Genomic DNA, 23,392 nt, shown 5'->3' on the forward strand with positions numbered 1-23,392 from the left:
CCATCCCCCTTCACAGCGGTTCGCGCACACCTTTCACATAGGCGTGGTTGATCGTCTTCGGGTCGATGAGTCCTGTCATGGCGAACAGGGACAGCAGGGGGCGGAGGACACGCATGTGGCGGAACTTCCGCTTGTTGTAGTGCCCGTCCTGCTCCTCGCATCCGGTCGCCGAGGCGAAGTGGAGGGTGACGTCCTCGAAAGCGTTGACCGGGTACAGCCATTCCCGAGCCCCGTTGGTCGCGCAGTAGACGTAGACGTCCTCGCTCTCCTCGTCGACGGTTTTCAGCACGAAGTCGTCGTCAAGCTCCAGCCACCTGCTGACCCAGTACTCCTTTTGGGCGAGCAGGAGGTCGGCTTTGGCGAGGACCACAACTGCGGGTTGCGGCAGCGGGTTCTGCGGTGTCTTCCCCTTGGCGCGCGCCACCAGCCGTTCGTTCTGGCGGAGCTTGTTGATCACGTTGCTGAACCCGGAGGGGTGGCGCAGGCCGCGGCGTTTCCCTCCCCAGCCGTACAGTGCTTGCCCGTCGGCGACGAAGATGTACGCGTCCAGGCCGTAGATGAACTGGAGGCGGCTGCGTGCTTTGGAGTCCAGGAAGAGCTCGCCGGCCACGTCGAAGAAGCTCACCACGTAGTCGGTCTCTTCGCCGGTCCAGGTGCTAGTGACCGTGTAGGCCATGCGGAACTCGACGGGGTCGTTCCGGCTGGTGCGGCGCAGGACGGTACGCCGGTCCGGGGCGAAGAATCCGGCGATGTCCTCCCGTTGCACGTAGTACTCCCACATCTCGGCGAAGGGTTCCACCTTCAAACCGAGCTCCGCGAGCCGTTCCTCCTCTTCCTGCATCCGGTAGAGCATCGCCGCCAGCAGGTGCGACTTGCCTGAACTGCTGGTTCCGATGAGTCCGATGTTGAGGGTGCGCCGGACCTGGCAGTACTCGTAGGGGATGTAGTGCGGTTCGGGCAGTTCGTTCTCGTCTGCCGGCGGCGGGAGGGGAGGGCTGGGCTGGGCCCCGGTGGTGCTCTCCCACCCGTCCCCGTCCTCGTCGGCGTCGTCGGCCAGCGAGAAAGGCGAGGGACCGGCGGACTCGTCTTCCTCCGGGTCGTCGAAGCCGATGCCGTCGGTGAAGGCGGCCGTGGGGCTGTCCTCCCCGGGACGGTTCATGACGACGGTTGTCATGTCGTCCAAGGGATCGGCTGTGCCGGGATAGTCGTATTCCCCCTGCACCAGGTCGAGACGCACTTCGCGACGGCATTCCAGGTAGATGTTGCCGCGGTCGTAGGAGGCGACTCCGAGCAGTCCGCGCCGCCGGACCGCGTCGGTGACGTCGTCCACGACCTCCTGGGTGGCGATGTTGCGGATCACGCTCCTGGCGCGCGAGGTGTCGATGTGGGAAAGGCAGTAGGGACAGTTCACCGTCGGCGGTAGGTCCGCCGGTCGGCTCGGATAGCTCATCACAGGATCCTTCCCAGCAGTACGACAAGGACGATCACCAGGAGCAGCACCGCCGCCTTTCCGCTCACGAGCCGGGAGGCCGCTGCCGCCGGCTTCCCGATGCGGCCGAGCAGGCGGCGAGCGAAGGCCCCGATTCCTTCATCCAGCAGCACCCGCCCTAGGGACCGCGACGGCAATTCCTCTGAGACTGGAGGGGTCCAGCGCGGTTCGGCGGACGGGGGCGCGGGGGGATAGCGTCTGCGGCGGATGTCCTCGTGCCTAGTCCGGATAGCCCGGAACCTGTGCCGCGCTTCGGCTTCCTCCGGGCTGTCCTCCCGACGCTCCGCAGGGGTTGCGGCGGCTGTGCTGTTTTCTACTGGCACGAGGCGGGAGGCCCGTGCCCAGGCTTCGGAGGCGCTGATGCGCCGCTCCTGCTGGTCGAGCGCAGCGGCGATGAGGTCACCCAGGCCGAACAGTCGACTGTTGAGTTCCCGCTGGTCGCCGGGGGGAAGTGTGTCGCCGTTCAGGGGTCGTCCGATGGCGACGTGGTAGAGCAGGCGGGCTGCGTCGGCCACGTCGATGGCGCCCTGCAGTCCGTCGGGGTCGCTGGCCATGCGGCGGTAGCGGGCCAGCACTGCCTCGCGCCGGTTCCACACCAGGCTTTCGGTGTTCACGGCACCGTGGACGTAGCCGACGCTGTGCAGGACGGTGAGCGCCTCGTAGATGTCGATGGCGATTTTGCGAACCACTTTGGGAGAGACCGGAAGAATGCCGGGTGTCTGCTGGATTTTCGGTTCCAGGAAGAAGGGCTGTCCTCTTCCTTTGGGCATCCGCAGCACGAGCGTGCTCTGGGTGCCATTGGTGCCTGTTCTCGTCCCGACATACTCGGCGAGGCTGTGCGGGAATCTTCCTCCGGTCTCGTTCATGACCGCCTCGGTAGCCTGTTCCGCCAAAGCTGCCTCGGCGGCTAACTGTTCGGCGGTCTGCGGGTCAACCGCTTCGATGAGTACCTCGACCCGTTGCGTGTCACCGCTGCTGTCGTCCCGAAAAAAGTAGCGGTAGCGGCCGTCCCCCTGCGGCGTTCCGGTGGCGTACTCGGTCATCCAGTGGTTCCCGCCCTATTCGACGTCCGTTCACAGGCGTCGCTGTCAGCCATTCAACAAGTTTGATAAAAGACCCTAATAACCCACTCTAGGACTAGATCACCCCTATTTTTGGGGATATGCCGCAACATCACCGGGGAGATTCTCCTTTCCCCAGGTGAGCCGCCGAAGAGTACACCATTTGCAACCGGGAGTGCTGTTCGAGGGAGACCTCTCCCGGCGAACCACATCACTGCCGCCCCAGAATTCCCAAAAACGACATTCTGCTCTTTTGTTGCAGATAAGCGACACTTCTTCGGGCGGATTTCTTCCAACGATCATCACATTTTTGGGATTCCGGGATCGTCTGGACGGCCGCGGCAGAAAACCCTCTTCCCACCCGCGCCTGGTGACCGGTCGCCGCTCACAGCACCGGCGCCGCGCAGACACGGCCTTGCACCGCCGCGCCCAGGGCACTGCACTCCCAGGCATCCATCACGGCGCCCACACCAGGCACCCGTAGCTGCGCGGCCCTAGACCGCCGCAAAGACCCGGCCCGTCCACGGTCAGTGGGAGCCGCCCCGCAGCACACCCTTAATCCGTCGCAGCACCTCACCGAACCGGCGCTCCGCACCGTGGGTGGTGGGCCGGTAGTACTCTGCCCCGTCCAGCCCTTCAGGCAGGTACCGTTGGGCCACGACCCCGCCGGGATAGTCGTGGGGGTAGCGATAGCCCGCCCCGTGGCCGAGATCGGCAGCGCCCCGGTAGTGGCTGTCACGCAGATGGGCGGGAACCGGGCCGAGCTTGCCGGCGCGCACGTCGCTGATCGCGCGGTCGATAGCGGTGATCACCGCGTTGGATTTGGGGGCCAGGGCGATGTGGATGACCGCCTGGGCGAGGTTGATGCGGGCTTCCGGCAGTCCGACCAATTCGACGGCCTGGGCCGCGGCCACCGCTGCTTGCAGCGCCGTGGGATCAGCCATCCCCACGTCTTCGCTGGCGTGCACCACGAGGCGGCGGGCAATGAACCGCGGGTCCTCCCCCGCCTCGATCATGCGGGCCAGGTAGTGCAGAGCTGCGTCCACGTCGCTGCCGCGCATGCTCTTGATGAACGCGCTCACCACGTCGTAGTGCTGGTCACCGGAGCGGTCGTAGCGGACGGCGGTGCGGTCAGCCGCGCGTTCCACGTCGGCCACGGTGATCTCCGTGCGGTCGCCCGCGACCAGAGCGGCGGCTTCGAGATAGGTGAGGGAGCGCCGCGCGTCTCCCCCGGCCAGCCGTACGAGATGGTGGAGCGCTTCCTCGGTGAGGGTGTAGCGGCCTGCGAGCCCGCGCTCATCGGTGAGCGCCCGGCGCACCACGGTGCGAATGTCGTCATCGCTGTGCGCGTGCAGGGTGAGCAGCAGCGAGCGGGAGAGCAGCGGACTGATGACCGAGAAGAACGGGTTCTCGGTCGTTGCGCCGATGAAGCTGACCCACCGGTTTTCTACGGCGGGCAGCAGGGCGTCCTGCTGTGTCTTGCTGAAGCGGTGGACTTCGTCGACGAAGAGCAGGGTGTGGACCCCGCGCATGCCGAGCTCGCGTCGGGCCTCGTCGACAACGTCACGGATGTCCTTGACCCCCGAGGTGACCGCGGACAGTTCCACGAAGCGTCGCCGGGTAGCGCGGCTGACCACCGTGGCCAGTGTGGTCTTCCCCGTGCCGGGCGGACCCCACAGGAGGAGCGCCATGGGCGCGTCGTCCTCCACGAGCCGCCGCAGCGGACTCCCCTCGCCCAGCAGGTGCCGCTGCCCCACCACCTCGTCCAGGGTTCGCGGGCGCATCCGCACCGCGAGCGGTTCATGGGACCGGTGGGCTTCGGCTCCAGCGTCGTCGAACAGTGTTTCGGACACGGTTTCAGCCTAGTCCGCCGCCTGGTGCAGCTGCCCTGGCGCGGTAGCGGCGGGCCGGCATCTCCGATTCACTCGGGCCTGACGCGGAAACGCTGGCGCAGCAGGTATCCCAGCCCGCAGCACAGCAGCCCGATCCCGCTGCCAAGCAGTGCTCCGCCCACGGTGTCCGTCAACCAGTGCGCGCCCAGGTAGATCCGGCTCCACGCCATGGCAGCGACGACGACGGTGCCGCAGAGGGCCGTGGGGAGACGGGCCCGGGGCGGGCAGACCGCGCTGGCGGCGACGGCGAGCACCGCAGCGAACGCAGTATGCCCAGACGGGTAGGAGGCTGTGTCTTCCCACACGAGTGGATCGACCGGCCGGGAGCGGTCGAGCAGCCACTTGACCGCTGGGACCGCGACCAGCGAGGTGGCTGCCCATGCGGACACCACTAGAAACGCTGCCGACCATTGCCGTCGCAGCAAGGGGAGGAGAAGCACCCCGGTGAGCGGGAGGGCGCCCCACGGCCATGCTCCGACACGGTGGAGCAGGACCGCCACCTTCGTCGCGGCTGGGGTCCGCGCTGCGGTGACCGTCTCGGTGAGGGCCGTGTCCCAGCCGAAAGGCCCGTGCTGGCTGCATGCCAGCACGAGGGTGAGGAGCGTGAACGCGGAGAGGAGGCCGCAGGCTCCCGCGCCGAGGCGTGCCACCGGGGCTCAGCGGACCCGGGCGACGAGGATAGCGATGTCGTCGCCGCGTCCCGCGGGGGCGAGCTCTGCGAGCGCGGTCGCCGCACCGTGGACGTCGGTGACTTTGGCGCTGAGTTCGCTGCCTACCGCGGCCAGGCCGTCGTCCATGTTCACTTCGGCGCTCTCCACCAGCCCGTCCGAGCACATCAGCAAGGTGCTTCCCGGAGGGAGCGGGCGGGAGCTCACCGGGTATTTCGCTTCCGCGTCCACCCCGACGGGCGGTCCGGTCTCGGGCTCCCACACTTCGAAGCCTGACTCGGTGGCGAGCACGACGGGAGGCTGCCCGGCCCAGGCGGCCTGCAGCTGTCCCAGGTCAATGTCGATTACCAGGTAGCCGCAGGTCGCAAAGACGATCTCCCCGGTTTCGGTGAGGAGCCGATTGGTTTCGGTGAGCACGGTTCCCGGATCGCTCTGGTTGGTGGCGTAGGCGCGGAACGCCATGCGGATCTGTCCCATAGCGGCAGCAGCCTCCACCCCGTGGCCTTGGACGTCTCCGACCACCAGGCCGATCCGCCGCCCGGGAAGCCGGATGGCGTCGTAGAAGTCGCCGCAGACCCGCCAGCCAGCTCGGGCGGGAAGGTAGCGCACGGCCACGTCCAGTTCGGAGAAGGCGGGGGGCTGCGGGGGCAGCATCCTCCGTTGGACGGCGTCGGCCAGCTCCAGTTCCGCGCTTTGGCGGTTGACGCGTTGCAGGGCCTGCCCGGCGAGTCCGGCCAAGGTCAGCAGGAGGGCGCGTTCGTCCGGAGTAGCGTGGTGGGGCTGGGTCCAGGCCACGACCCACACGCCGATGGCGGTTTTGCCGTCCCCGAACATCGGGACGAAAGCCCACGAGTGGTCGTCAGTCTGGCAGAGCGCCTCTCCTAGGGCGGGGAACCGCTCCAAGAGTTCGGAGCGGCTTTCGAAGAAGCGCGGCTGGCTGTCGTGGAGGACTGCCCCGACAGGGTGGGCGGAATCCCGGTGGTTGTCGGGGTAGAGCCACTGCCCGGTGCTTGCCGTGCTCTCCGGGTAGAGGCGGAGCTCGGTGTCGTCGAGCAGCACGACGTGGGCGCCGTCACCGCCGAAAATAGGCGTGAACTCCCTGCTGAGCAGGTTGGTGACCTCCTGCACCGTGGTGGCGGAGACCAATTTGGCGGCGAGTTCGTTGACTTGACGGCCCTGGGCTGCTTCGATGCGGCGGCGGTCCGCCAAGCGGCGTACGAGCTGCACGTGCTCGGTCATATCGTCGACGATGCCGACCAGTCGGGGCCGGTCTCCCCCGAGGTAGGTGGCGCGCGCGTACAGCCATCGCTCGTCTCCTACCTGGTCGAACATGCGGAACCGCTGCTCGTAGTTGCCGCCCTGGTAGGCGGTTTCCAGTGCGGCGCGTAGCCGGGAGACGTCGTCCCGGTGCACTCGGGCGAGGCATTCTTCCAGGGTGCAGGCGTCCCCGGCGAGCATGCGGGCCAGCGGGGAGGGACCGAACAGTTCGCTCAGCGTGCCGCTGGTGAGGTCAAGGGACCACAGGGCGGTGTTCGCTTCCCTGAGCCGCAGCTCGGTCACGATGCGCAGGGTCTCTTCGTCGTGGCTGAGCAGCGAGAGCTGAATGACGACGCCCGCGGTTTCGCCGCCCGGTGCGGCGGGGAAAGACCGGGCTTGGACGATGGTGCGCCGGGACAGCCCGTCGGCGGTGCGGATCGTCAGGTCGGGCCACTGTCGGGGGGCGGCGCCCCGCAGTGCCTTGTTGTGCTGCTCCCAGGCTCGGCCGTGGTCGTCAGGGGTGAACAGTTCGGGCCAAGGACGTCCCGCGATCTCTGTGGACGGGCGCCCGAGGAGAGCAGTGAAAGTGTCGTTGACCGCGAGGACCGCTCCGGCCGGGTCAGCCACAAGCATCGCGGTCGGCGCGTACTGGAAGGCCGTGCCCGCCGGATCACTCATCCCTGCTACGAGGGCGTCAGTCTTTCCTCCAGAACCGGCGAAGCCGTCCGTTGTGCCGGTCGATCCGTTCACGTAATAGATCTTCCCTGTATCGTCGCGAATGTCCTGTCCGCACGCAGCGGACCCCTCCCGAACATCCGTTTTGTCCTGCCTTTGTTGGATACCCCCCTTGCGGCATTGCGGAGTCGAGGGGAAGCTTCCGCTCTGTCCGGTGATGTGCGGATCAACCGAATCAGAGTCGGAGAATGGTTCGCCCACCGGAATTCACTACAGATTTACCGCTCCGCCGGGCTGTTTTGCCAATCCCTTGAACTTTCTTGTGTCAGATGTCAGCGGGATTCTCGGCACACCGTCCACAATTCTAGCGGTTCAGAGCCCCAGCGCACCCGTTGCGACGTCGGACGTTTTCCGTATATGCGTCGGGCCTCGCCGCAATGCCCGTGGCGCGGCGAGGCCCGTCAACTGTGAGGTGAACTGTGTGCGCTAGCGTGCGGCGCCTTGCAGGCTCCCGGTGACGTCGCCTGCCGGGTCGTAGACGACGCACAGGATCTCCCGGTCTCCTGCCGCCCAGGACTCCGGGGTCGGGAAGTAGTAGCTGTAGCTGAGCGTGGACTGCTCCAGCGGGATCCCCACGAAGCTGTCGAACTCCGTCGAGCAGAAATCTTCGGCGAAGTTCTGGACTTCGGTATCCCCCGGGTAGGAGCCATCCGGCATATTCCCGGACGCATAGGCTTCGCCGCTGTGCGGTTCACTGCAGGGGACGGTGAGGACGGTCGAAATCTCTCCTTCGACCCCGGTCTCCTCTGCAGGAAGACAGTCGCCGACCTTGATGTCGAAGACGTCCTCCTCCGTCGTCGCGCTCGGGCTTGCCGGTTCTTCGAGGTCTTGTTCCATCTCGTTGAGGTCCTGTTCGAGGTCCCGCAGCGCCTCGTCCACTGTGGCGTCTCTCTGGGCCAGGAGCAGCCCGCAGCCAGATAGCGCGAGGGTAGCGGCAACGGTCGCCGTAACAGTAACGAACCGGCCGATCCCCCACCGGGGAGAACCCAGGGTCATCGAATCTCCACTTGTGTTGAGAACGGGGGTTTGATGCGGCGACTCGTGCGCGACTGACGGACGGCTCTGGCCGCACCAAGGAGCCACCCGGCCGGGCCACGTGCGGGGTCATGGCAGGCCCGACCAGCTTAGGGCCGAAGGTGGCGCCTGGTCTGGGGGCGCGACCTGAGTATTCGCCCGCAAGCCGAGGGATGGTGCGGAGAAATCCGCCCACTCGCTCACAAGTCACAACCGATTCGTGAGATGCCGCAGCAACCCCCGACAGTTCTCGTGACTCAAGTCACACAAGCAGAGGGTGTCGTCACAGCCAGGGCCCGGCCTTGCCGGCCGGGCCCTGCGGGGGTGGGTTGGTGGGGTTAGAGGAAGAAGACGCCGCTTGTCGCCACTCCGGCTTCGCAGGCGTTGCCGTACGTCTTCTCGAAGGAGACCCGGCGGTCTCCCCAGTAGCCGCGTGCGGTGGCCTTCACCGGGTCCCATACTGCGGGGCAGTAGGCGCCGGGCAGCGGACGCAGCCGCTCAAAGTAGCCGTCGACTTCCCGCAGGGCATCGCAAGCCTTCTCCGGAGAGGAGTGCGTACCTCCGTCGGGGGAACAGGTCAGTGTCACCCTCGCGTACTGGCTGACGGACGAAACCGTAGAGGTCGGGGAAAGGGTGAGGACGAAACCAGCCTTGGCCTGGGGGGCAGGGGTGATCACGGGGTCGGTGGGATTGGCAGAGGCGCTGGTTCCAGCACTAAGCACGGCAAAAGCCGTGGCCGCCACGAGGGCAAGGGAGCGGCGGAGGAACGTGGTGGTCATAGGTCACCTTTCGCCGATTCTTGCAAGGCACACGACGCGGGTGCTCCCCACGGACCGACAGCCCCACTAACGTCACTGTCGGCAACCAGTCCGCGACGTAACATCACTGTAATGAGCGAAAAATTGCCGCAAAAGCGCACACACGACCATAAAACTGGTTTCTGCCGGCCGCTTACCGGCCACCAGGAGCTTTAGCAGAGGACTTTTCTTCGCACAAAAAGAGAATCATGAATAATTTTCATTTTTCCCGGGCTTATCACCACCCTGGGGCGAGCACCCTGAACCCGTACGTTTATCTCGATAACGGACAAGATTCCCGCTGGGAACAGCGATTACCGAACGGCACCCGCATATCCGCCCGTATTTCTTGATCAAAGATTTCTCTCTGGGGAGAGCACCGCGCTTCGAACCGTCTCATACTGGCCGCGGCCGAGGGCGCTCCGTCCCCGGCCAGCGAGGCCCGAGGCCTCCCAGGCCCGCCCCACGCGAAAGCCCGCCGGGTGAGGCGAGCGCTGCCTGCCCGGCGGGCTTCCCTGACGCGTACGTAGTGCGCTACGACGTGGCCTGTTCGGGGACGGCGTCGACTCCCGCTTCACGCCGCTGCTCCGCCGTAATCGGCGTAGGCGCGCCCGTCAACGGGTCGGCCCCCGAAGCGGTCTTGGGGAACGCAATGACGTCGCGGATCGTGCTCTGCCCGGCCAGCAGCATGACCAGGCGGTCCCAGCCCACCGCCAGGCCGCCGTGCGGCGGAGGGCCGAACTGGAATGCCTCCAGCAGGAAACCGAACTTCGTCTCGGCCTCGTCCTTGCTCAGACCGATCGTGTCGAAGACCCGCTGCTGCATTTCCGCCCGGTGGATACGGATCGACCCCGACGCCAGCTCGTAGCCGTTCATCACCAGGTCGAAAGCCCTGGCCGTCGCCGAACCCGGGTCGTTGTGGAACGTGTCGGCGACCTCCTGAGCCGGAGCGGTAAACGGGTGGTGGACCGACGTCCATCCTCCCTCGTCGTCCTTCTCGAACATCGGCATGTCCGTGATCCACAGCACTTCCCACGCCGACTCGTCGATCAGGCCGCACCGCTTGCCGATCTCCAGCCGCGCCGCACCCAGCAGCTCCTGGGAGGCGGTCCGCTCCCCCGCCGAGAAGAAGATCGCGTCTCCCGGCTTGGCCCCCACCCGCTCGGCCAGTCCGGCACGCTCCTCCTCCGACAGGTTCTTGGCGACCGGGCCGCCCAACGTGCCGTCCTCGTGCACCAGCACGTAGGCGAGGCCCTTAGCGCCCCGCGACCGGGCCCACTCCTGCCAGGCGTCCAGCTCCCGCCGGGTCTGGGAGGCGCCGCCGGGCATTACCACAGCACCCACGTAGGGGGCCTGGAAGACCCGGAACGGGGTGTTGGCGAAGAAGTCCGTGAGCTCTACCAGCTCCTGCCCGAAACGCAGGTCGGGCTTGTCGGTGCCGAAGCGGTCCATCGCCTCAGCGAACTTCATGCGCCGGAACGGCCGCGGCAGTTCGACGCCCCGGACCTCCCGCAGCAGCCGGGTGAACAGTTTCTCGCCGATGTCGAAGAGGTCCTCTTCGTCGACGAAGCTCATCTCGATGTCGATCTGGGTGAACTCCGGCTGCCGGTCGGCACGGAAGTCCTCGTCCCTGAAGCAGCGCGTCAACTGGTAGTACCGCTCCATGCCGCCCACCATGAGCAGTTGCTTGAACAACTGCGGGGACTGCGGGAGGGCATACCAGTGCCCCGGCTGGAGCCGCACCGGCACCAGGAAGTCTCGGGCGCCCTCCGGGGTCGAACGGGTCAAGTACGGCGTTTCGACGTAGACGAAGCCGTTGTCGTTCATGACCTCGTGCGCGATGTAGGTCGCCCGGGAGCGGACACGCAGCGCCTCAGCCGTCTCGGGGCGGCGCATGTCCAGGTAGCGGTAGCGGAGCCGGGCTTCCTCAGAGATCTCCTGGTTCCCGTCCAGCGGGAACGGCAGCGGCGCCGATTCGCTCAAGACCTCGATATGGGAGGCCACGACCTCGATCTCACCGGTGGCGATGTCGGGATTCTCGTTGCCTTCCGGCCGAATCCGGACTGTACCGGTCACCTTAATGCAGTACTCCGAACGGAGGTCGTGGGCCAGCTCGTCCTCGCGGACCACGACCTGGACGATGCCGGAGGCATCCCTCAAGTCCAGGAAGACAACACCGCCGTGGTCGCGGCGGCGGGCCACCCAGCCCGCCAAGACGACATTCTGCTCAGCGTGGTCGGCGCGTAGTGTGCCCGCCTCGTGCGTGCGGATCAACGGGTCTCTCCTTCAGCGGTTATCGCAGTGGTTGCCTGACGCGTGCGGTTGACCGGCTTCGCGGCCGCGAAGCCGGTGCCGGTATCTCGTCTCCGCGGCGGCTGTACTCCCGATACCGCATGCGAGGCGACGCTACTGGTCATCGTCGTGTTTCCGTTCCTTGCGCTGCGCGGCTAGCGGCGGCCCGACTACAGGCCGCGCAGGAAGGGGTTAGTGGCCCGTTCCCGGCCGATCGTGGTGCGCGGACCGTGGCCCGGGAGCACGACAGTGTCGTCCCCCCGGCTCAAACAGACACGGGACAAGCTCCGCATGATCGCCGCGTGGTCGCCGCCGGGAAAGTCGGTGCGGCCGATCGAGCCCGCAAACAGCAGGTCGCCGGTGAACAGCACCTCCGGGGTGTCCTCGGTCGGCGGAAGCGCGTAGACCACCGATCCCGGGGTGTGGCCGGGGGCGTGCGCCACGGTGATCTCCAGCCCCGCTAGCTGCAACACCTGACCGTCGGTGACCTCGACCACCTGCTTCGGTTCGCGCAACTGCTCGTTGCCGAACAGCGCCGCCAACTGCGCTGCCAGCCCGGGATCCACGCCTCGTGCCGGATCGCTCAGCAGCGGGCGGTCCGCCGCGTGCGCATACGCCGCGATATCGTGAGTCTGGCACACCTCTTCGGCCGACCATACGTGGTCGAAGTGACCGTGGGTGAGCAAGACGGCCACCGGGGTCAGACGGTACTCGTCCAGCAGGCGGGCCACTCCTTCTGTGGCCTGCTGCCCCGGGTCGACGATGACGCACTCCGCTCCCGCTTCCGGGGCGACGACGTAACAGTTCGCCGCGAGCGGTCCAGCGGGGAAGTCTGCGATGAGCACGGTCGGCAGTGACCTCGTTTCCAAGGCGGGGACGCTGTTGGTTACTCCATGAGCGTACCGACGCCGCGGCGATTGTGGCGACTCGGTGCCTCCCAGTGGGTCGGGAGATGACGATGCTGCGCGACCAGCCTCACTTGGTACTGTCGGGCTTGTACCCAAAGCACCGGAAATACCAAGGAGTGGTCACTCCCCCATCCCATTTCATCACCATTCGGTCACCACGCTGCCCATGGCTCTTTGCCAAACGCCGTGACGGTGTCATATTGGTCCCTGCCCGGGACCGCACGTAACTGTGATTCCGGTCCGGGTAGCGACATCACAGGTCGATCCGGCGGATACGGGTAGATTCGTTCCCATACACGTGCCAAAGCGCCGTCGCTCCGGCGGGAGATCACGTCTCGGCCGCAGTGCTGGTGGCACGCTGCCACGACCATACGGACCTGACGAGCATCAGGCTCATCACACAGGAGGACACGGTGACCACGGACCCCTGGGGCCGCGTAGACGACGACGGCACGGTCTATGTGCGCACGAGCGAGGGCGAGCGTGTCGTCGGGTCATGGCAAGCGGGGGCACCAGAAGAAGCCCTCGCCTTCTTCAAGCGCAAGTACGATGCGCTGGTGACAGAGGTGGAACTACTGGAAACGCGCCTAGCAACCACCGACCTGTCTGCAGCGCAGGCGCTGGCGAGCGTGCAGAAGCTGCGTGACGCCGTGACCGAGGCGAAGGCCGTCGGTGATCTCGACGCGCTGGCTCGACGCTTGGACGCGCTCACCGAACGGATCGAGCAGCGCAAGCTCGAACAGAAGAGGGCCCAGGAAGAGGCCCGTGCCCAGGCCCGCGAAATCAAGGAACGCATTGTCGCGGAGGCGGAGCGCGTCGCCGCGGAGACCACCCACTGGAAGACCGGCGGTGAGCGCATGCGCCAGCTCATCGACGAGTGGAAGGCTGCACCGCGCGCGGACCGTGCCACCGAGCAGGCCCTGTGGAAGCGCATGTCGGCTGCGCGCAACGCCTTCTCCAAGCGACGCAAGGCGTACTTTGCCGGCCTGGACCAGCAGCGCGAACAGGCGCGCGAGCTCAAAGAGCAGATCGTCGCCGAAGCGGAGGAGCTCGCCGACTCCACCGACTGGGGCCCGACCGCGGCCCGTTATCGCGAACTGATGCAGCAGTGGAAGGCTGCGGGACGCGCCGACCGCGCCACCGAGGACGCGCTGTGGAGCCGGTTCAAAGGCGCCCAGGACCGCTTCTTCACGGCCCGCAACGCTGCTCTCGCAGAACGGGACGCGGAGCTGCGCGGCAATGCCGAGATCAAGGAGAAGCTGCTGGAGGAGGCGCGGCAGGCGCTGCTGCCGGTGACGAACCCGCGGGAGGCACGCGTCAGACTGCGTGACTTCCAGGAGCGCTGGGACGAGGTCGGACCTGTCCCGCGCGACGTTCGCGACCGGCTGGAAGGGGGCTTCCGCAAGATCGAGGAGGCGGTACGCAAGGCCGAAGAGCAGGAATGGCAGCGCACCAACCCCGAGGCGCGCGCCCGTGCTGAGGCGACTCGCGCCCAGTTGCTGGAGTCCATCGCCACCTTGGAGAAGCAGCTTGCCGAGGCCCGTGAGGCCGGGGACGAGCGGAAGGCCACGGAGGCCCAGGAGTCCTTGGCTGCCCGGCAGGCGTGGCTGGCCGAGGTTGAGCGGACGCTCGCGGAGATGAGCTGAGGCTGTCTGCCCTGGACTGTTGTGGTGGCCGCACCCCGGGATCCGGGCGCGGCCACCACGCTGTTACGAGGATGCTGTCGCCTGCTGTTCCTGCTCGCGACGGAGGCTGGTCTCCTCAGGAGGATCGTCGTTCATCACGACGGTCAGCAGGATCGCGGAGTCGGCCAGTGCGGTGAGCGAGTGCCGGGCCTCCGGGATGATGATCATGTCTCCGGTTCGGGCGTCCCAGGAGTGTTCTCCGGAGAAGAGCCGCACTCTGCCGCGCAGGACTTGCAGGGTGCTCTGCCCTGGGTTGGGATGCTCGGACATCTCCGTCCCCTCGCGCATGGCGATGACGGTCTGCCGCAGCGAGCGTTCGTGCCCCCCGTAGACGGTGGAAGCGCTGCGTCCCGCTGAGGAGTCGCGCGCCAGCCGGAGATGGTGGTCAGCGAGCGCGTCCAGTGAGATTTTCTGCATACCGCCAGTCTGTGGGATGGACTGGACTGGCAGAATGTGACACTCCGGTTAGTTCCGGACCCGATACACGTCGTAGACGCCGTCCACGCTCCGCACCGCTTTGAGGACGTGCCCCAGGTGGGCGGGGTCCGCCATCTCGAAAGTGAACCGGCTCAGCGCGACCCGGTCGCGGGTGGTCTGCACGGTCGCCGACAGGATGTTGACGTGCTGGTCGGAGAGCACCCGGGTGATGTCGGACAGCAGGCGGGTGCGGTCCAGCGCTTCGATCTGCAGCGCGACAAGGAACATCGAGTTCCCCGTGGGCTGCCATTCCACCTGGACGAGACGGTCGGGGTCGAGGTGTTTGACGTTGCCGCAGTCGTCGCGGTGGACTGAGACCCCGGCCCCGCGGGTAACGAATCCGATGATGGCGTCCCCGGGCACGGGGGTACAGCACTTGGACAGGCGCACCCACACGTCCGGATCGCCTTGGACGACCACTCCAGGGTTGCCTGTGGGCCGTTTCCGCGGCACCCGGATCGGGGTGGTGGCTTCCGCGATGTCCTCTTCGTTGTTGTCGAGCGAGCCCACGGATTCGATGAGCTTCTCGACGACTTTGTGGGCGCTGATCTGGTTTTCGCCGACGGCCGCATACAGCGCGTCCAGGTCGCGGTAGCGCAGGTCGTGGGCGAGTGCGATCAGCGACTCGCTGGTGAACAGCCGCTGAACCGGCAGCTCCTGCTTGCGCATGACCTTGGCGATCGCCTCTTTGCCCTGCTCGATCGCTGCTTCGCGGCGCTCCTTGGTGAACCACTGCCGGATCTTGTTGCGGGCTCGAGCGCTTTTCACGAAGTCCAGCCAGTCGCGGCTCGGGCCGGCGTCGTCGGTCTTGGCCGTGATGATCTCCACGGTCTCCCCGTTGTGCAGCTCGCTGTCGAGGGGAACCAGACGGCCGTTGACGCGGGCCCCCACCGTGCGGTGGCCGACCTCGGTGTGCACCGCGTAGGCGAAGTCGACGGGGGTGGCGCCCTGCGGCAGGGCGATGACGTCCCCGCGGGGGGTGAAGACGAAGACTTCCTGCACCGACAGGTCGAAGCGGAGCGACTCCAGGAACTCGCCGGGGTCCTTCGTCTCCTGCTGCCAGTCGATGAGCTGCCGCAGCCAGGCCATGTCGGTGGAAGCGCCCTTGGCTTTGCCGCCGTTGTTGCGCTCCTCCTTGTACTTCCAGTGCGCGGCGATGCCGTATTCTGCGCGCCGGTGCATGGCGCGGGTGCGGATCTGCAGTTCCACCGGGCTGCCTTCCGGGCCGATCACGGTGGTGTGCAAGGACTGGTACATGTTGAACTTCGGCATCGCGATGTAGTCTTTGAACCGCCCCGGCACCGGATTCCAGCGGGCGTGAATGATGCCGAGCGCCGCGTAGCAGTCGCGGACGCTGTCCACAATGACGCGGATACCGACCAGGTCGTAGATCTCGTCGAACCCGACATTGCGGGCGATCATCTTCTGGTAGATCGAGTAGTAGTGCTTGGGCCGACCGCGCACGGTGGCTTTGATTTTGGCTTCCCGCAGGTCGGCGGAGACGATCTCAATGACCTCCTGCAGGTAGACGTCGCGCCGGGGGGCGCGTTCCGCGACCAGGCGGGCGATCTCGTCGAAGCGTTTGGGGTACAGGGTGGCGAACGCGAGGTCCTCCAGCTCCCACTTGATGGTGTTCATGCCCAGGCGGTGGGCCAGAGGCGCGTAGATTTCCAGGGTCTCCCGTGCTTTCTTCTCCCGCTTGGCCTGCGGCAGGTAGCGCAGGGTGCGCATGTTGTGCAGGCGGTCGCAGAGTTTGATGACCAGGACGCGGATGTCGCGGGCCATCGCTACGACCATCTTGCGGACGGTCTCGGCTTGGGTGGCCTCGCCGTACTTCACCTTGTCGAGCTTGGTGACCCCGTCGACAAGTTCGGCGATCTCATCCCCGAAGTCGCTGCGCAACTGGTCGAGGGTGTACTCGGTGTCCTCGACCGTGTCGTGCAGCAGCCCCGCGGCGATGGTGGCCTCCTGCATGCCGAGTTCCGCGAGGATGGTGGCCACGGCGAGGGGGTGGGTGATGTAGGGGTCGCCGCTCTTGCGTTTCTGGCTGCGGTGGTAGTGGGCAGCGACGTCGTAGGCGCGCTCAATCAGCCGGATGTCCGCTTTGGGGTGGGTGGCGCGGACGGTTTTGACGAGTGGTTCGAGGACCGGGTTCATAGTCGTCCCCCGTTGGGCGCCGAGTCGGGCGAGCCTACGTCGAACCCACACTGTGGACGACGTTCCGGGATGGGTGGGGGGTGCTGGGCGGGCGGCGCTGCGGCTGTCAGCTTCGGGGGCGGGCGGTGGGGACTGGTCGCGGGGCGGGGCACTCGGACGGGTGTCGTGGTCGCGCTCCTGGCCTGGTGGAAACGCCCCCGCAGGCACCTCAGCGGCGGGGGCGGGAGGCTCGGGGCGTACCGGTTTGGTGTGGGTCGATACCGTTTCGCTACGCATTGGGCACCCTCCCGCGGCTGAGTCGGCGAGGCCGCCACCACGCCGGATGATTGGTCTAGGCCGAGACGATGGGACGTGGCTGTCACCGTTCCAGGCACCGTTTCTGAAGTGGCGGGTGTGGTGAGCACCCGTGTGGTTAATGCAACGCGATGCCGCGGTACCGTCATTCCCTGTCCCGGGCCTCTCGGCGGTGGGCGGCGCCCGCCTTACTCCTGCCACGGAGGACCCGTGGTGCCCAGGCCGGATCAGACAGTAGCCAGTGCCCGCAGTTCGACGTCGGCCAGTTTCTCGCGTCCCTTGAGGAACCCGAGTTCCAGAAGAACTGAGAGTCCAACGACGGTACCACCCGCTCGCCGGATAAGGTCCACCGCGGCCCGTCCTGTGCCCCCGGTCGCGAGCACATCGTCGACGATCAGCACTCGGCTCCCCGGGGGTACCGCGTCGGCGTGCATCTCGACGGTGGCAGTACCGTACTCCAGATCATAGGACTCGGCGAGAGTCTCCGCGGGCAGTTTCCCGGCTTTGCGCAGCGGGACGAACCCCGCCCCTAGGCGCACCGCGACAGGGGCAGCGAAGATGAAACCGCGTGCTTCCAAGCCGGCGACCAGGTCGATCTCGCTGCCGAGCAGGGGTTCAGCGAGCGCGTCGATGGCGGTGCGCAGCGCGGTGGGGTGGGACAGCAGCGGGGTGATGTCCTTGAAGACCACCCCGGGCTGCGGATAGTCGGGGATGTCACGGACGTAGCGGTCGATCAGCGTGCTGACGTCGGTGCTCATGGGTGGGACGGCTTTCTCGGTTGGGTGGGGATCGGGGTACCGGTCTTCACGTGCACGCCCGGTACCGGGGACTGCAGGGTGCGGAGGCGCCGCGACGCCCCCGTCGTTCCGTCGCGTGGCCGGGACGGTTGCTGGGCGGGGTGGTCGGAGAACTACGAGGAGACGATCCTCGCCACGGCCGCTTTCACCATGCGGACGCGGGTTCCCGGCGAGATCTCCAGTTCAACGTCGTCGTCGTGGACTTCGACGATGGTGCCGTAGATCCCTGCCCCGGTCAGCACTTCCATTCCCGGCTGCAGCGACTTCTGCATCTCCAGCTCCTGCTGGCGGCGCTTCTGCTGCGGCCGAATGAACAGCAGGTAGAAAACCACGATGATGAGGGCGAACATCAGCAGTTGGCTGATGAGTCCCGCACCCTGGTTCTGCGGCTGCTGTTCTGCGAGAGTGATCAGACCCTGCACGGGGTGTCCTTTCTGGGTCTTGGCGACTGCGCCCGCCGACGGGCGCGACTGCGGTGAGGCACGCCTGCCTCAACGAACGGCGGGCCCCACGGGTTCCCTACCGTGGCCACATGCGGCCATTCGTGGTGACAGCCTACGGCTCTTCGTCGGGATCGAAGAGCGCGGCTGCCCCGAAAGCAGCATCCGGCGGCGGGGTAAGCCCCATGTGGGCCCACGCCTGGGGGGTGGCGACCCGGCCACGGGGGGTGCGGGCGATGAACCCGGCGCGCACTAGGAAAGGCTCCGCGACGATCTCCACGGTCTCAGGCTCCTCCCCCACCGACACGGCGAGGGTGGACAGTCCTACTGGGCCGCCGCGGAAACGGCGCAACAAGGCGTCCAGGACGGCACGGTCGAGGCGGTCCAGTCCCTCGTCGTCCACCTCGTAGAGGCTGAGCGCGGCGCGGGCGCACTCCAAGGTGAGCCGCCCGTCCCCGCGGACTTGGGCGTAGTCGCGGACGCGGCGCAGCAGACGGTTGGCGATTCGGGGGGTGCCGCGGGAGCGGCGGGCGATCTCCGCGGCGGCGTCGTCGAGCAGTTCGATGCCGAGCAGTCGAGCCGAGCGGTGCAGGATGAGTTCGAGCTCTTCAGGGCTGTAGAAGTCCATGTGCGCCACAAAGCCGAACCGGTCACGCAGCGGGGCGGGCAGCATTCCGGCACGGGTCGTGGCACCGACGAGCGTGAACGGGGCGATCTCCAAGGGGATCGCGGTGGCGCCGGGGCCTTTGCCGACCATGACGTCCACCCGGAAATCCTCCATAGCGACGTAGAGCATCTCCTCGGCGGGGCGGGCCATGCGGTGGATCTCGTCGAGGAAGAGCACTTCGCCTTCGCGGAGAGTGGACAGGACCGCGGCAAGATCCCCGGACCGTTCGATGGCGGGCCCGGAGGTGATCCGCAGGGGAGCGCCGAGCTCAGCGGCGATGATCATGGCCAGTGTGGTCTTGCCGAGGCCCGGGCCGCCGGACATGAGGATGTGGTCCGGGGCGGTGCCGCGCTGCTGGGCGCTGCGCAACACCAGGGAGAGCTGTTCACGGACACGGTCTTGGCCGACGAATTCGTCGAGGGTGCGCGGGCGCAGCGCGCTTTCGACAGCGTGGTCGTCCAAGGCTGCCTCGGGCGACACTAGTTCCCGGTCGTGTTCGCTCATCAGCGGTCTCCTCTAGGCCCGGCTGAGTCTACGCAAGGCGCTGCGCAGCAAGGCAGCGACGTCGGGCTGTTCCCCGGCTTCTGCGGCAACAGCGTCGGCGGCGGCTTCGGCCTCCCGCGTGGACCAGCCCAGGTTGACCAGGCCGGACACTACTTGGGCACGCCAGTTGCGGGGCGCGGCCGCGGCGGACTGCTCGGGTGTGGCGGCTGTATCGCCGCCGGGTTCGCCGAGCTTGCCTTTCAGTTCCAACACGATGCGCTGGGCGCCTTTCTTGCCGATCCCCGGCACTCGGGTGAGGGCCGCGGTGTCTTCGGTGGCAATGGCGCGGCGCAGCGCATCCGGGGTGTGGACGGAGAGCATGGCCAAAGCGAGCCGCGGTCCGACCCCGCTGGCGGTTTGGAGGCGTTCAAAGGTGTCGCGTTCGTCGTCGTCCGCGAACCCGAACAGGGTCAGGGAGTCTTCCCTGACCACCAGCGCGGTGGCCACGGTGGCTTCCTCTCCCACCCGCAGGCGGGCCAGCGCGGCCGGGGTGCAATGCACGGTCATGCCGACCCCGCCCACGTCGATGACCGCGGTCTCGGCTCCGCGGGACACCACCCGGCCGCTGAGGAACGCGATCACAGCACTGTTCTCCCTAGTGTGTGGTGGCTCACAGTCCGTGCCGTTGCCGGGCGAGCTCGATGGTGCGGGCGAACTTCTGGCGGGCGCGTGCAATCCGCTCCTGGGCACTGCCGCGCCACAGGTAGCAGATGGCCAGGGCCACCGCGTCCGCGGCGTCGGCGGGCCGGGGCGGGCTGTCGAGCCGCAGGATACGCGCCACCATGGTGCCGACCTGGGCTTTGTCTGCGCGTCCGCTGCCGGTGATGGCGGCTTTGACCTCGCTGGGGGTGTGCAGGGAGACAGGCAGGCCCCGGCGGGCGGCGCAGACCACGGCGATTGCGCTGGCCTGGGCGGTTCCCATGACCGTGCGGACGTTGTGCTGGGCGAAGACCCGTTCCACGGCCACGGCGTCGGGCTGGTAGTCATCGAGCCACTGCTCGATCCCTTTTTCGATCCCCAGGAGGCGGGCAGGGAGTTCCTCGTCGGCCAGAGTGCGAACTGCCCCCGCAGCGACCATGGTGAGGGGGGCGCCGACAGCCCCGTCGACCACGCCTATGCCGCAGCGGGTCAGCCCCGGATCGATTCCCAGTACGCGCACCGCTCCCCCGTTTCTCGAACGTTCGTTCGCAGAGCCTACCCTCCGCGGCGTCCTGGGGGGTACCCGGAAACACGCGCGCCCCGGACAGGCCGGGGCGTGCGTGAGCGGCAGTCGACCAACCGGGCTAGCTGATCTTCGCCATGATCTCGTCGGGGATGTCCGCGTTGGTGTAGACGTTCTGCACGTCGTCGGAGTCCTCGAGAGCGTCGACGAGGCGCATCACCTTCCGGGCGCCTTCCTCGTCGAGAGGGACTTCCACGCTGGGAATGAAGCTCAGCTCAGCGGACTCGTATTCGATCCCCGCTTCCTGCAGGGCGGTACGCACCGCCACCAGGTCGCTGGGCTCGCAGATGACCTCGAACGCTTCGCCCACGTCGTTGACGTCCTCAGCGCCCGCGTCGAGGACAGCGAGGGTGACGTCGTCCTCGGTCGTGCCTTCCTTGGGGACGACGACCAGGCCCTTGCGGTTGAACAGGTAGGACACCGAGCCCGCGTCAGCCATGGAGCCGCCGTTGCGGGTGACCGCGACGCGCACTTCGGAGGCGGCGCGGTTGCGGTTGTCGGTGAGGCACTCGACGAGCAGGGCGACGCCGCCGGGAGCGTAGCCCTCGTACATGATGGTCTCCCAGTCGGCACCGCCTGCCTCTTCACCGGCGCCGCGCTTGCGGGCACGTTCGATGTTGTCCAGCGGAACCGAGTTCTTCTTCGCCTTCTGGATAGCGTCGTAGAGGGTCGGGTTGCCGTCGGGGTCGCCGCCACCAGTACGTGCCGCCACCTCGATGTTCTTGATGAGCTTCGCGAAAAGCTTGCCTCGTCTGGCGTCGATGACGGCCTTCTTGTGCTTGGTGGTGGCCCATTTGGAGTGGCCGGCCATGCCTATCCTTTCACCATGTCGACGAAGAGCCGGTGGACACGCGTGTCACCGGTGAGTTCGGGGTGGAACGAGGTCGCCAGCAGCCTCCCCTGCCGCACCGCGACGATCCTACCTGCCGTGTCTCCTCGGGAAATGCGTCCGAGGACTTGGACGCCCGGGCCGGTGGATTCGACCCACGGTGCGCGGATGAAGACCGCCTCCACCGGGCCGCCGTCCACTCCGGTCATCTCCACGGTTCCTTCGAAAGAGGCGACCTGGCGGCCAAAGGCGTTGCGGCGCACCGTCATGTCGATGCCGCCGATGGTCTGCTGGCCGGGGGCTCCGTCGGCGAGACGGTCCGCCAGCATGATCATGCCTGCGCAGGTGCCGTAAGCGGGCAGTCCTGCGGCGATGCGCTCACGCAGCGGGGTGAGCAGGCCGAAGACGGCGGCTAGCCGTCCCATGGTGGTGGACTCCCCGCCGGGGAGGATCAGCCCGTCGATTGAGTCGAGTTCGTCGGGGCGGCGGATGCGGCGTGCCCGGGCACCTGCCTGTTCCAGGGCGTGGATGTGTTCGCGGACATCGCCCTGGAGTGCAAGCACTCCGATCGTGGGTGGAACGGACGACAAGGGGCGACCTCGCTGACTGCTGATGTGCTCGGCCCGTCGGGGTCTGCTCCGTGCTGCGGGCCGTGCGCCGAGATCTTGTCTCGTACTTCCAGGGTAGGTGGTGTGACGGTGCGCGGGGGACTGCGCAAGCGTCCTCGGCTGCGGGTCGTGCCTGCGGGCTGCGGCGCGGCCCTGTTCAGGGCGCCGTGCCCGGCCCGGCACTGTTCCCGGGTGCGGTGGTCAAGAGCAGTTCAGCGAAGGGGTGGTGGGAGCGTGTCGAGGAGCGGGGCAGGGACGTGGGATGTGCCGGGGCGTCGATGCTCTCGGTGCCACACCGTCCGTCCTCCTCACGGATCCGTCCGCCAGCGGCGGTCGAGTTCGGGGCAGGGGCGGTCCGCCGGTGCTCCGCGCGCTCGGCCTGCCCGAGGAGACCCCGTAACCGCGGGCACAGAGCGGCGGTGCTCCCCTGCTGAGTCTGGGGCGCAGCGGCTGGCCGGTCGCGGGGTGGCCCACCTGGGGGTGCGCCTCGCCGTTGGCCGCGGGGCTCGTGCTGCGGAAGGGTCGTGCCGGGCGGGCGCCCGCCGACCACCGTGGGCGCCCGCGTGCGGCTACGAAAGACTACCAGCCGCGGCCCGCGTAGCGCTGGGAAGCGTCCAGTTCGTCGAGGTTGATCCCGACCATGGCTTCCCCGAGGCCGCGGGAGACCCGAGCGATGGTGTGCGGGTCGTCGTAGGCGGTGGTGGCTTCCACGATGGCCTTGGCTCGCTTGGCCGGGTCCCCGGACTTGAAGATGCCCGAGCCGACGAAGACGCTCTCCGCGCCGAGCTGGCGCATGAGGGCGGCGTCTGCGGGGGTAGCGACGCCTCCGGCGGAGAACAGGGGCACGGGCAGCTTGCCTTCCCGGGCGACCTCCCGGACGAGTTCGTAGGGGGCCCGCAGTTCCTTGGCGGCAGCGAAGAGCTCGGCGTCGTCCAGTTGGGTGAGCCGCCGGATCTCGGAGGTGATCTGCCGCATGTGGCGGACGGCTTCGACCACGTTGCCGGTACCGGCCTCTCCCTTGGAGCGGATCAGGGCCGCGCCTTCGGCGATGCGGCGCAGGGCCTCACCCAGGTTGGTGGCACCGCACACGAACGGCACGGTGAAGTCCCACTTGTTGATGTGGTTGGTCTCATCAGCGGGGGTGAGGACCTCGGACTCGTCGATGAAGTCCACTTCCAGGGCCTGGAGGACTTGGGCTTCGACGAAGTGGCCGATGCGGACCTTCGCCATGACCGGGATGGACACGGCGTTGATGATGCCCTCGATCATCTCCGGGTCGGACATGCGGGCCACACCGCCGTCCTTGCGGATGTCGGCGGGGACACGCTCCAGCGCCATGACGGCGACTGCGCCGGCGTCTTCAGCGATCTTGGCCTGCTCCGGCGTGACCACATCCATGATCACACCGCCCTTGAGCTGTTCGGCCATGCCGCGTTTGACGCGGACGGTACCGACCGTGCTTTCGGTTGTGTTCTCGGCGGTGTTGGTCACGGCTGTGGACTCCAGGTTCTCGATGGACACGACTTCACGCTTGAATGCGAAGTGGATCTTATTGGGTGG

Annotated in this window: 20 protein-coding genes; 1 reads left to right on the forward strand and 19 read right to left on the reverse strand. The window is 67.3% G+C overall.

Annotated features, from left to right (window positions below; all coding sequences use genetic code 11):
• Positions 1–10: 10 nt before the first annotated feature.
• From TFU_RS10240 to TFU_RS10280, 9 genes are all read right to left on the reverse strand, one after another.
• Positions 11–1,450 (reverse strand): hypothetical protein, encoded by a 1,440-nt coding sequence (locus TFU_RS10240; protein ID WP_011292502.1) that lies wholly within the window; start codon positions 1,448–1,450, stop codon positions 11–13.
• Entirely contained in the window at positions 1,450–2,532 is a 1,083-nt protein-coding gene (locus tag TFU_RS10245) for a hypothetical protein (RefSeq protein ID WP_011292503.1), read from the reverse strand. The genes TFU_RS10240 and TFU_RS10245 overlap by 1 nt, the downstream gene beginning before the upstream one ends.
• Positions 2,533–3,077: 545 nt before the next feature.
• The gene (locus tag TFU_RS10250) at positions 3,078–4,403 is read right to left on the reverse strand and encodes a replication-associated recombination protein A (RefSeq protein ID WP_011292504.1); all 1,326 of its coding nucleotides are present in this window, start codon (positions 4,401–4,403) and stop codon (positions 3,078–3,080) included.
• 68 nt (positions 4,404–4,471) lie between these two features.
• Positions 4,472–5,092 carry a phosphatase PAP2 family protein gene (locus tag TFU_RS10255; protein ID WP_011292505.1) on the reverse strand — a complete coding sequence of 207 codons (621 nt, stop codon included), beginning with the start codon at positions 5,090–5,092 and terminating at the stop codon, positions 4,472–4,474.
• A gap of 6 nt (positions 5,093–5,098) precedes the next feature.
• Positions 5,099–7,045, reverse strand: coding sequence for a SpoIIE family protein phosphatase (locus TFU_RS10260; RefSeq protein WP_155983548.1), 1,947 nt, complete (start codon positions 7,043–7,045; stop codon positions 5,099–5,101).
• A 483-nt stretch (positions 7,046–7,528) separates the two neighbouring features.
• Positions 7,529–8,098, reverse strand: coding sequence for a septum formation family protein (locus TFU_RS10265; RefSeq protein ID WP_011292507.1), 570 nt, complete (start codon positions 8,096–8,098; stop codon positions 7,529–7,531).
• Positions 8,099–8,454: 356 nt separating this feature from the next.
• Positions 8,455–8,895: an SSI family serine proteinase inhibitor gene (locus TFU_RS10270; RefSeq protein ID WP_011292508.1), complete on the reverse strand. Its 441-nt coding sequence runs from the start codon at positions 8,893–8,895 to the stop codon at positions 8,455–8,457.
• Between the two features lie 552 nt (positions 8,896–9,447).
• Positions 9,448–11,187, reverse strand: a complete 1,740-nt coding sequence (aspS, locus tag TFU_RS10275; protein WP_011292509.1) for an aspartate--tRNA ligase — start codon at positions 11,185–11,187, stop codon at positions 9,448–9,450.
• Between the two features lie 188 nt (positions 11,188–11,375).
• The gene (locus tag TFU_RS10280) at positions 11,376–12,050 is read right to left on the reverse strand and encodes an MBL fold metallo-hydrolase (protein ID WP_011292510.1); all 675 of its coding nucleotides are present in this window, start codon (positions 12,048–12,050) and stop codon (positions 11,376–11,378) included.
• A 476-nt stretch (positions 12,051–12,526) separates the two neighbouring features.
• Between TFU_RS10280 and TFU_RS10285 the strand changes: the two genes are divergently transcribed.
• Positions 12,527–13,759: a DUF349 domain-containing protein gene (locus TFU_RS10285; RefSeq protein ID WP_038043942.1), complete on the forward strand. Its 1,233-nt coding sequence runs from the start codon at positions 12,527–12,529 to the stop codon at positions 13,757–13,759.
• Between the two features lie 63 nt (positions 13,760–13,822).
• Here TFU_RS10285 and TFU_RS10290 read toward each other — a convergent pair whose 3' ends face one another.
• From TFU_RS10290 to pdxS, 10 genes are all read right to left on the reverse strand, one after another.
• Positions 13,823–14,215 carry a cupin domain-containing protein gene (locus TFU_RS10290; RefSeq protein WP_011292512.1) on the reverse strand — a complete coding sequence of 131 codons (393 nt, stop codon included), beginning with the start codon at positions 14,213–14,215 and terminating at the stop codon, positions 13,823–13,825.
• Between the two features lie 48 nt (positions 14,216–14,263).
• Complete coding sequence (locus tag TFU_RS10295; protein ID WP_011292513.1) at positions 14,264–16,708, reverse strand: RelA/SpoT family protein; 2,445 nt, start codon at positions 16,706–16,708, stop codon at positions 14,264–14,266.
• A gap of 245 nt (positions 16,709–16,953) precedes the next feature.
• Positions 16,954–17,484 (reverse strand): adenine phosphoribosyltransferase, encoded by a 531-nt coding sequence (locus tag TFU_RS10300; RefSeq protein ID WP_011292514.1) that lies wholly within the window; start codon positions 17,482–17,484, stop codon positions 16,954–16,956.
• A 152-nt stretch (positions 17,485–17,636) separates the two neighbouring features.
• The gene (gene yajC / locus TFU_RS10305) at positions 17,637–17,945 is read right to left on the reverse strand and encodes a preprotein translocase subunit YajC (protein WP_011292515.1); all 309 of its coding nucleotides are present in this window, start codon (positions 17,943–17,945) and stop codon (positions 17,637–17,639) included.
• Between the two features lie 133 nt (positions 17,946–18,078).
• Complete coding sequence (gene ruvB, locus TFU_RS10310) at positions 18,079–19,134, reverse strand: Holliday junction branch migration DNA helicase RuvB (protein ID WP_011292516.1); 1,056 nt, start codon at positions 19,132–19,134, stop codon at positions 18,079–18,081.
• Between the two features lie 12 nt (positions 19,135–19,146).
• Positions 19,147–19,755, reverse strand: a complete 609-nt coding sequence (gene ruvA, locus TFU_RS10315; protein WP_011292517.1) for a Holliday junction branch migration protein RuvA — start codon at positions 19,753–19,755, stop codon at positions 19,147–19,149.
• 28 nt (positions 19,756–19,783) lie between these two features.
• Positions 19,784–20,332 (reverse strand): crossover junction endodeoxyribonuclease RuvC, encoded by a 549-nt coding sequence (gene ruvC / locus TFU_RS10320; protein WP_011292518.1) that lies wholly within the window; start codon positions 20,330–20,332, stop codon positions 19,784–19,786.
• A gap of 124 nt (positions 20,333–20,456) precedes the next feature.
• On the reverse strand, positions 20,457–21,206 hold the full coding sequence (locus TFU_RS10325; RefSeq protein ID WP_011292519.1) for a YebC/PmpR family DNA-binding transcriptional regulator: 750 nt from the start codon (positions 21,204–21,206) through the stop codon (positions 20,457–20,459).
• 2 nt (positions 21,207–21,208) lie between these two features.
• A complete protein-coding gene (gene pdxT, locus TFU_RS10330) occupies positions 21,209–21,814 on the reverse strand; it encodes a pyridoxal 5'-phosphate synthase glutaminase subunit PdxT (protein ID WP_011292520.1) in 606 nt (201 codons plus the stop codon).
• A 597-nt stretch (positions 21,815–22,411) separates the two neighbouring features.
• The gene (pdxS, locus tag TFU_RS10335) at positions 22,412–23,323 is read right to left on the reverse strand and encodes a pyridoxal 5'-phosphate synthase lyase subunit PdxS (protein ID WP_038043943.1); all 912 of its coding nucleotides are present in this window, start codon (positions 23,321–23,323) and stop codon (positions 22,412–22,414) included.
• Positions 23,324–23,392 lie beyond the last annotated feature (69 nt).

Origin of the sequence: Thermobifida fusca YX, from assembly GCF_000012405.1 — a bacterium.
Taxonomy (GTDB): Bacteria; Actinomycetota; Actinomycetes; order Streptosporangiales; family Streptosporangiaceae; genus Thermobifida; species Thermobifida fusca.

Coding starts and splice junctions, on each gene's coding strand:
- TFU_RS10240 (WP_011292502.1), bottom strand. CDS start 1,450: ATGAGCTATCCGAGCCGACCGGCGGACCTACCGCCGACGGTGAACTGT.
- TFU_RS10245 (WP_011292503.1), bottom strand. CDS start 2,532: ATGACCGAGTACGCCACCGGAACGCCGCAGGGGGACGGCCGCTACCGC.
- TFU_RS10260 (WP_155983548.1), bottom strand. CDS start 7,045: ATGAGTGATCCGGCGGGCACGGCCTTCCAGTACGCGCCGACCGCGATG.
- TFU_RS10265 (WP_011292507.1), bottom strand. CDS start 8,098: ATGACCCTGGGTTCTCCCCGGTGGGGGATCGGCCGGTTCGTTACTGTT.
- TFU_RS10270 (WP_011292508.1), bottom strand. CDS start 8,895: ATGACCACCACGTTCCTCCGCCGCTCCCTTGCCCTCGTGGCGGCCACG.
- TFU_RS10290 (WP_011292512.1), bottom strand. CDS start 14,215: ATGCAGAAAATCTCACTGGACGCGCTCGCTGACCACCATCTCCGGCTG.
- TFU_RS10295 (WP_011292513.1), bottom strand. CDS start 16,708: ATGCGTAGCGAAACGGTATCGACCCACACCAAACCGGTACGCCCCGAG.
- TFU_RS10300 (WP_011292514.1), bottom strand. CDS start 17,484: ATGAGCACCGACGTCAGCACGCTGATCGACCGCTACGTCCGTGACATC.
- ruvB (WP_011292516.1), bottom strand. CDS start 19,134: ATGAGCGAACACGACCGGGAACTAGTGTCGCCCGAGGCAGCCTTGGAC.
- TFU_RS10325 (WP_011292519.1), bottom strand. CDS start 21,206: ATGGCCGGCCACTCCAAATGGGCCACCACCAAGCACAAGAAGGCCGTC.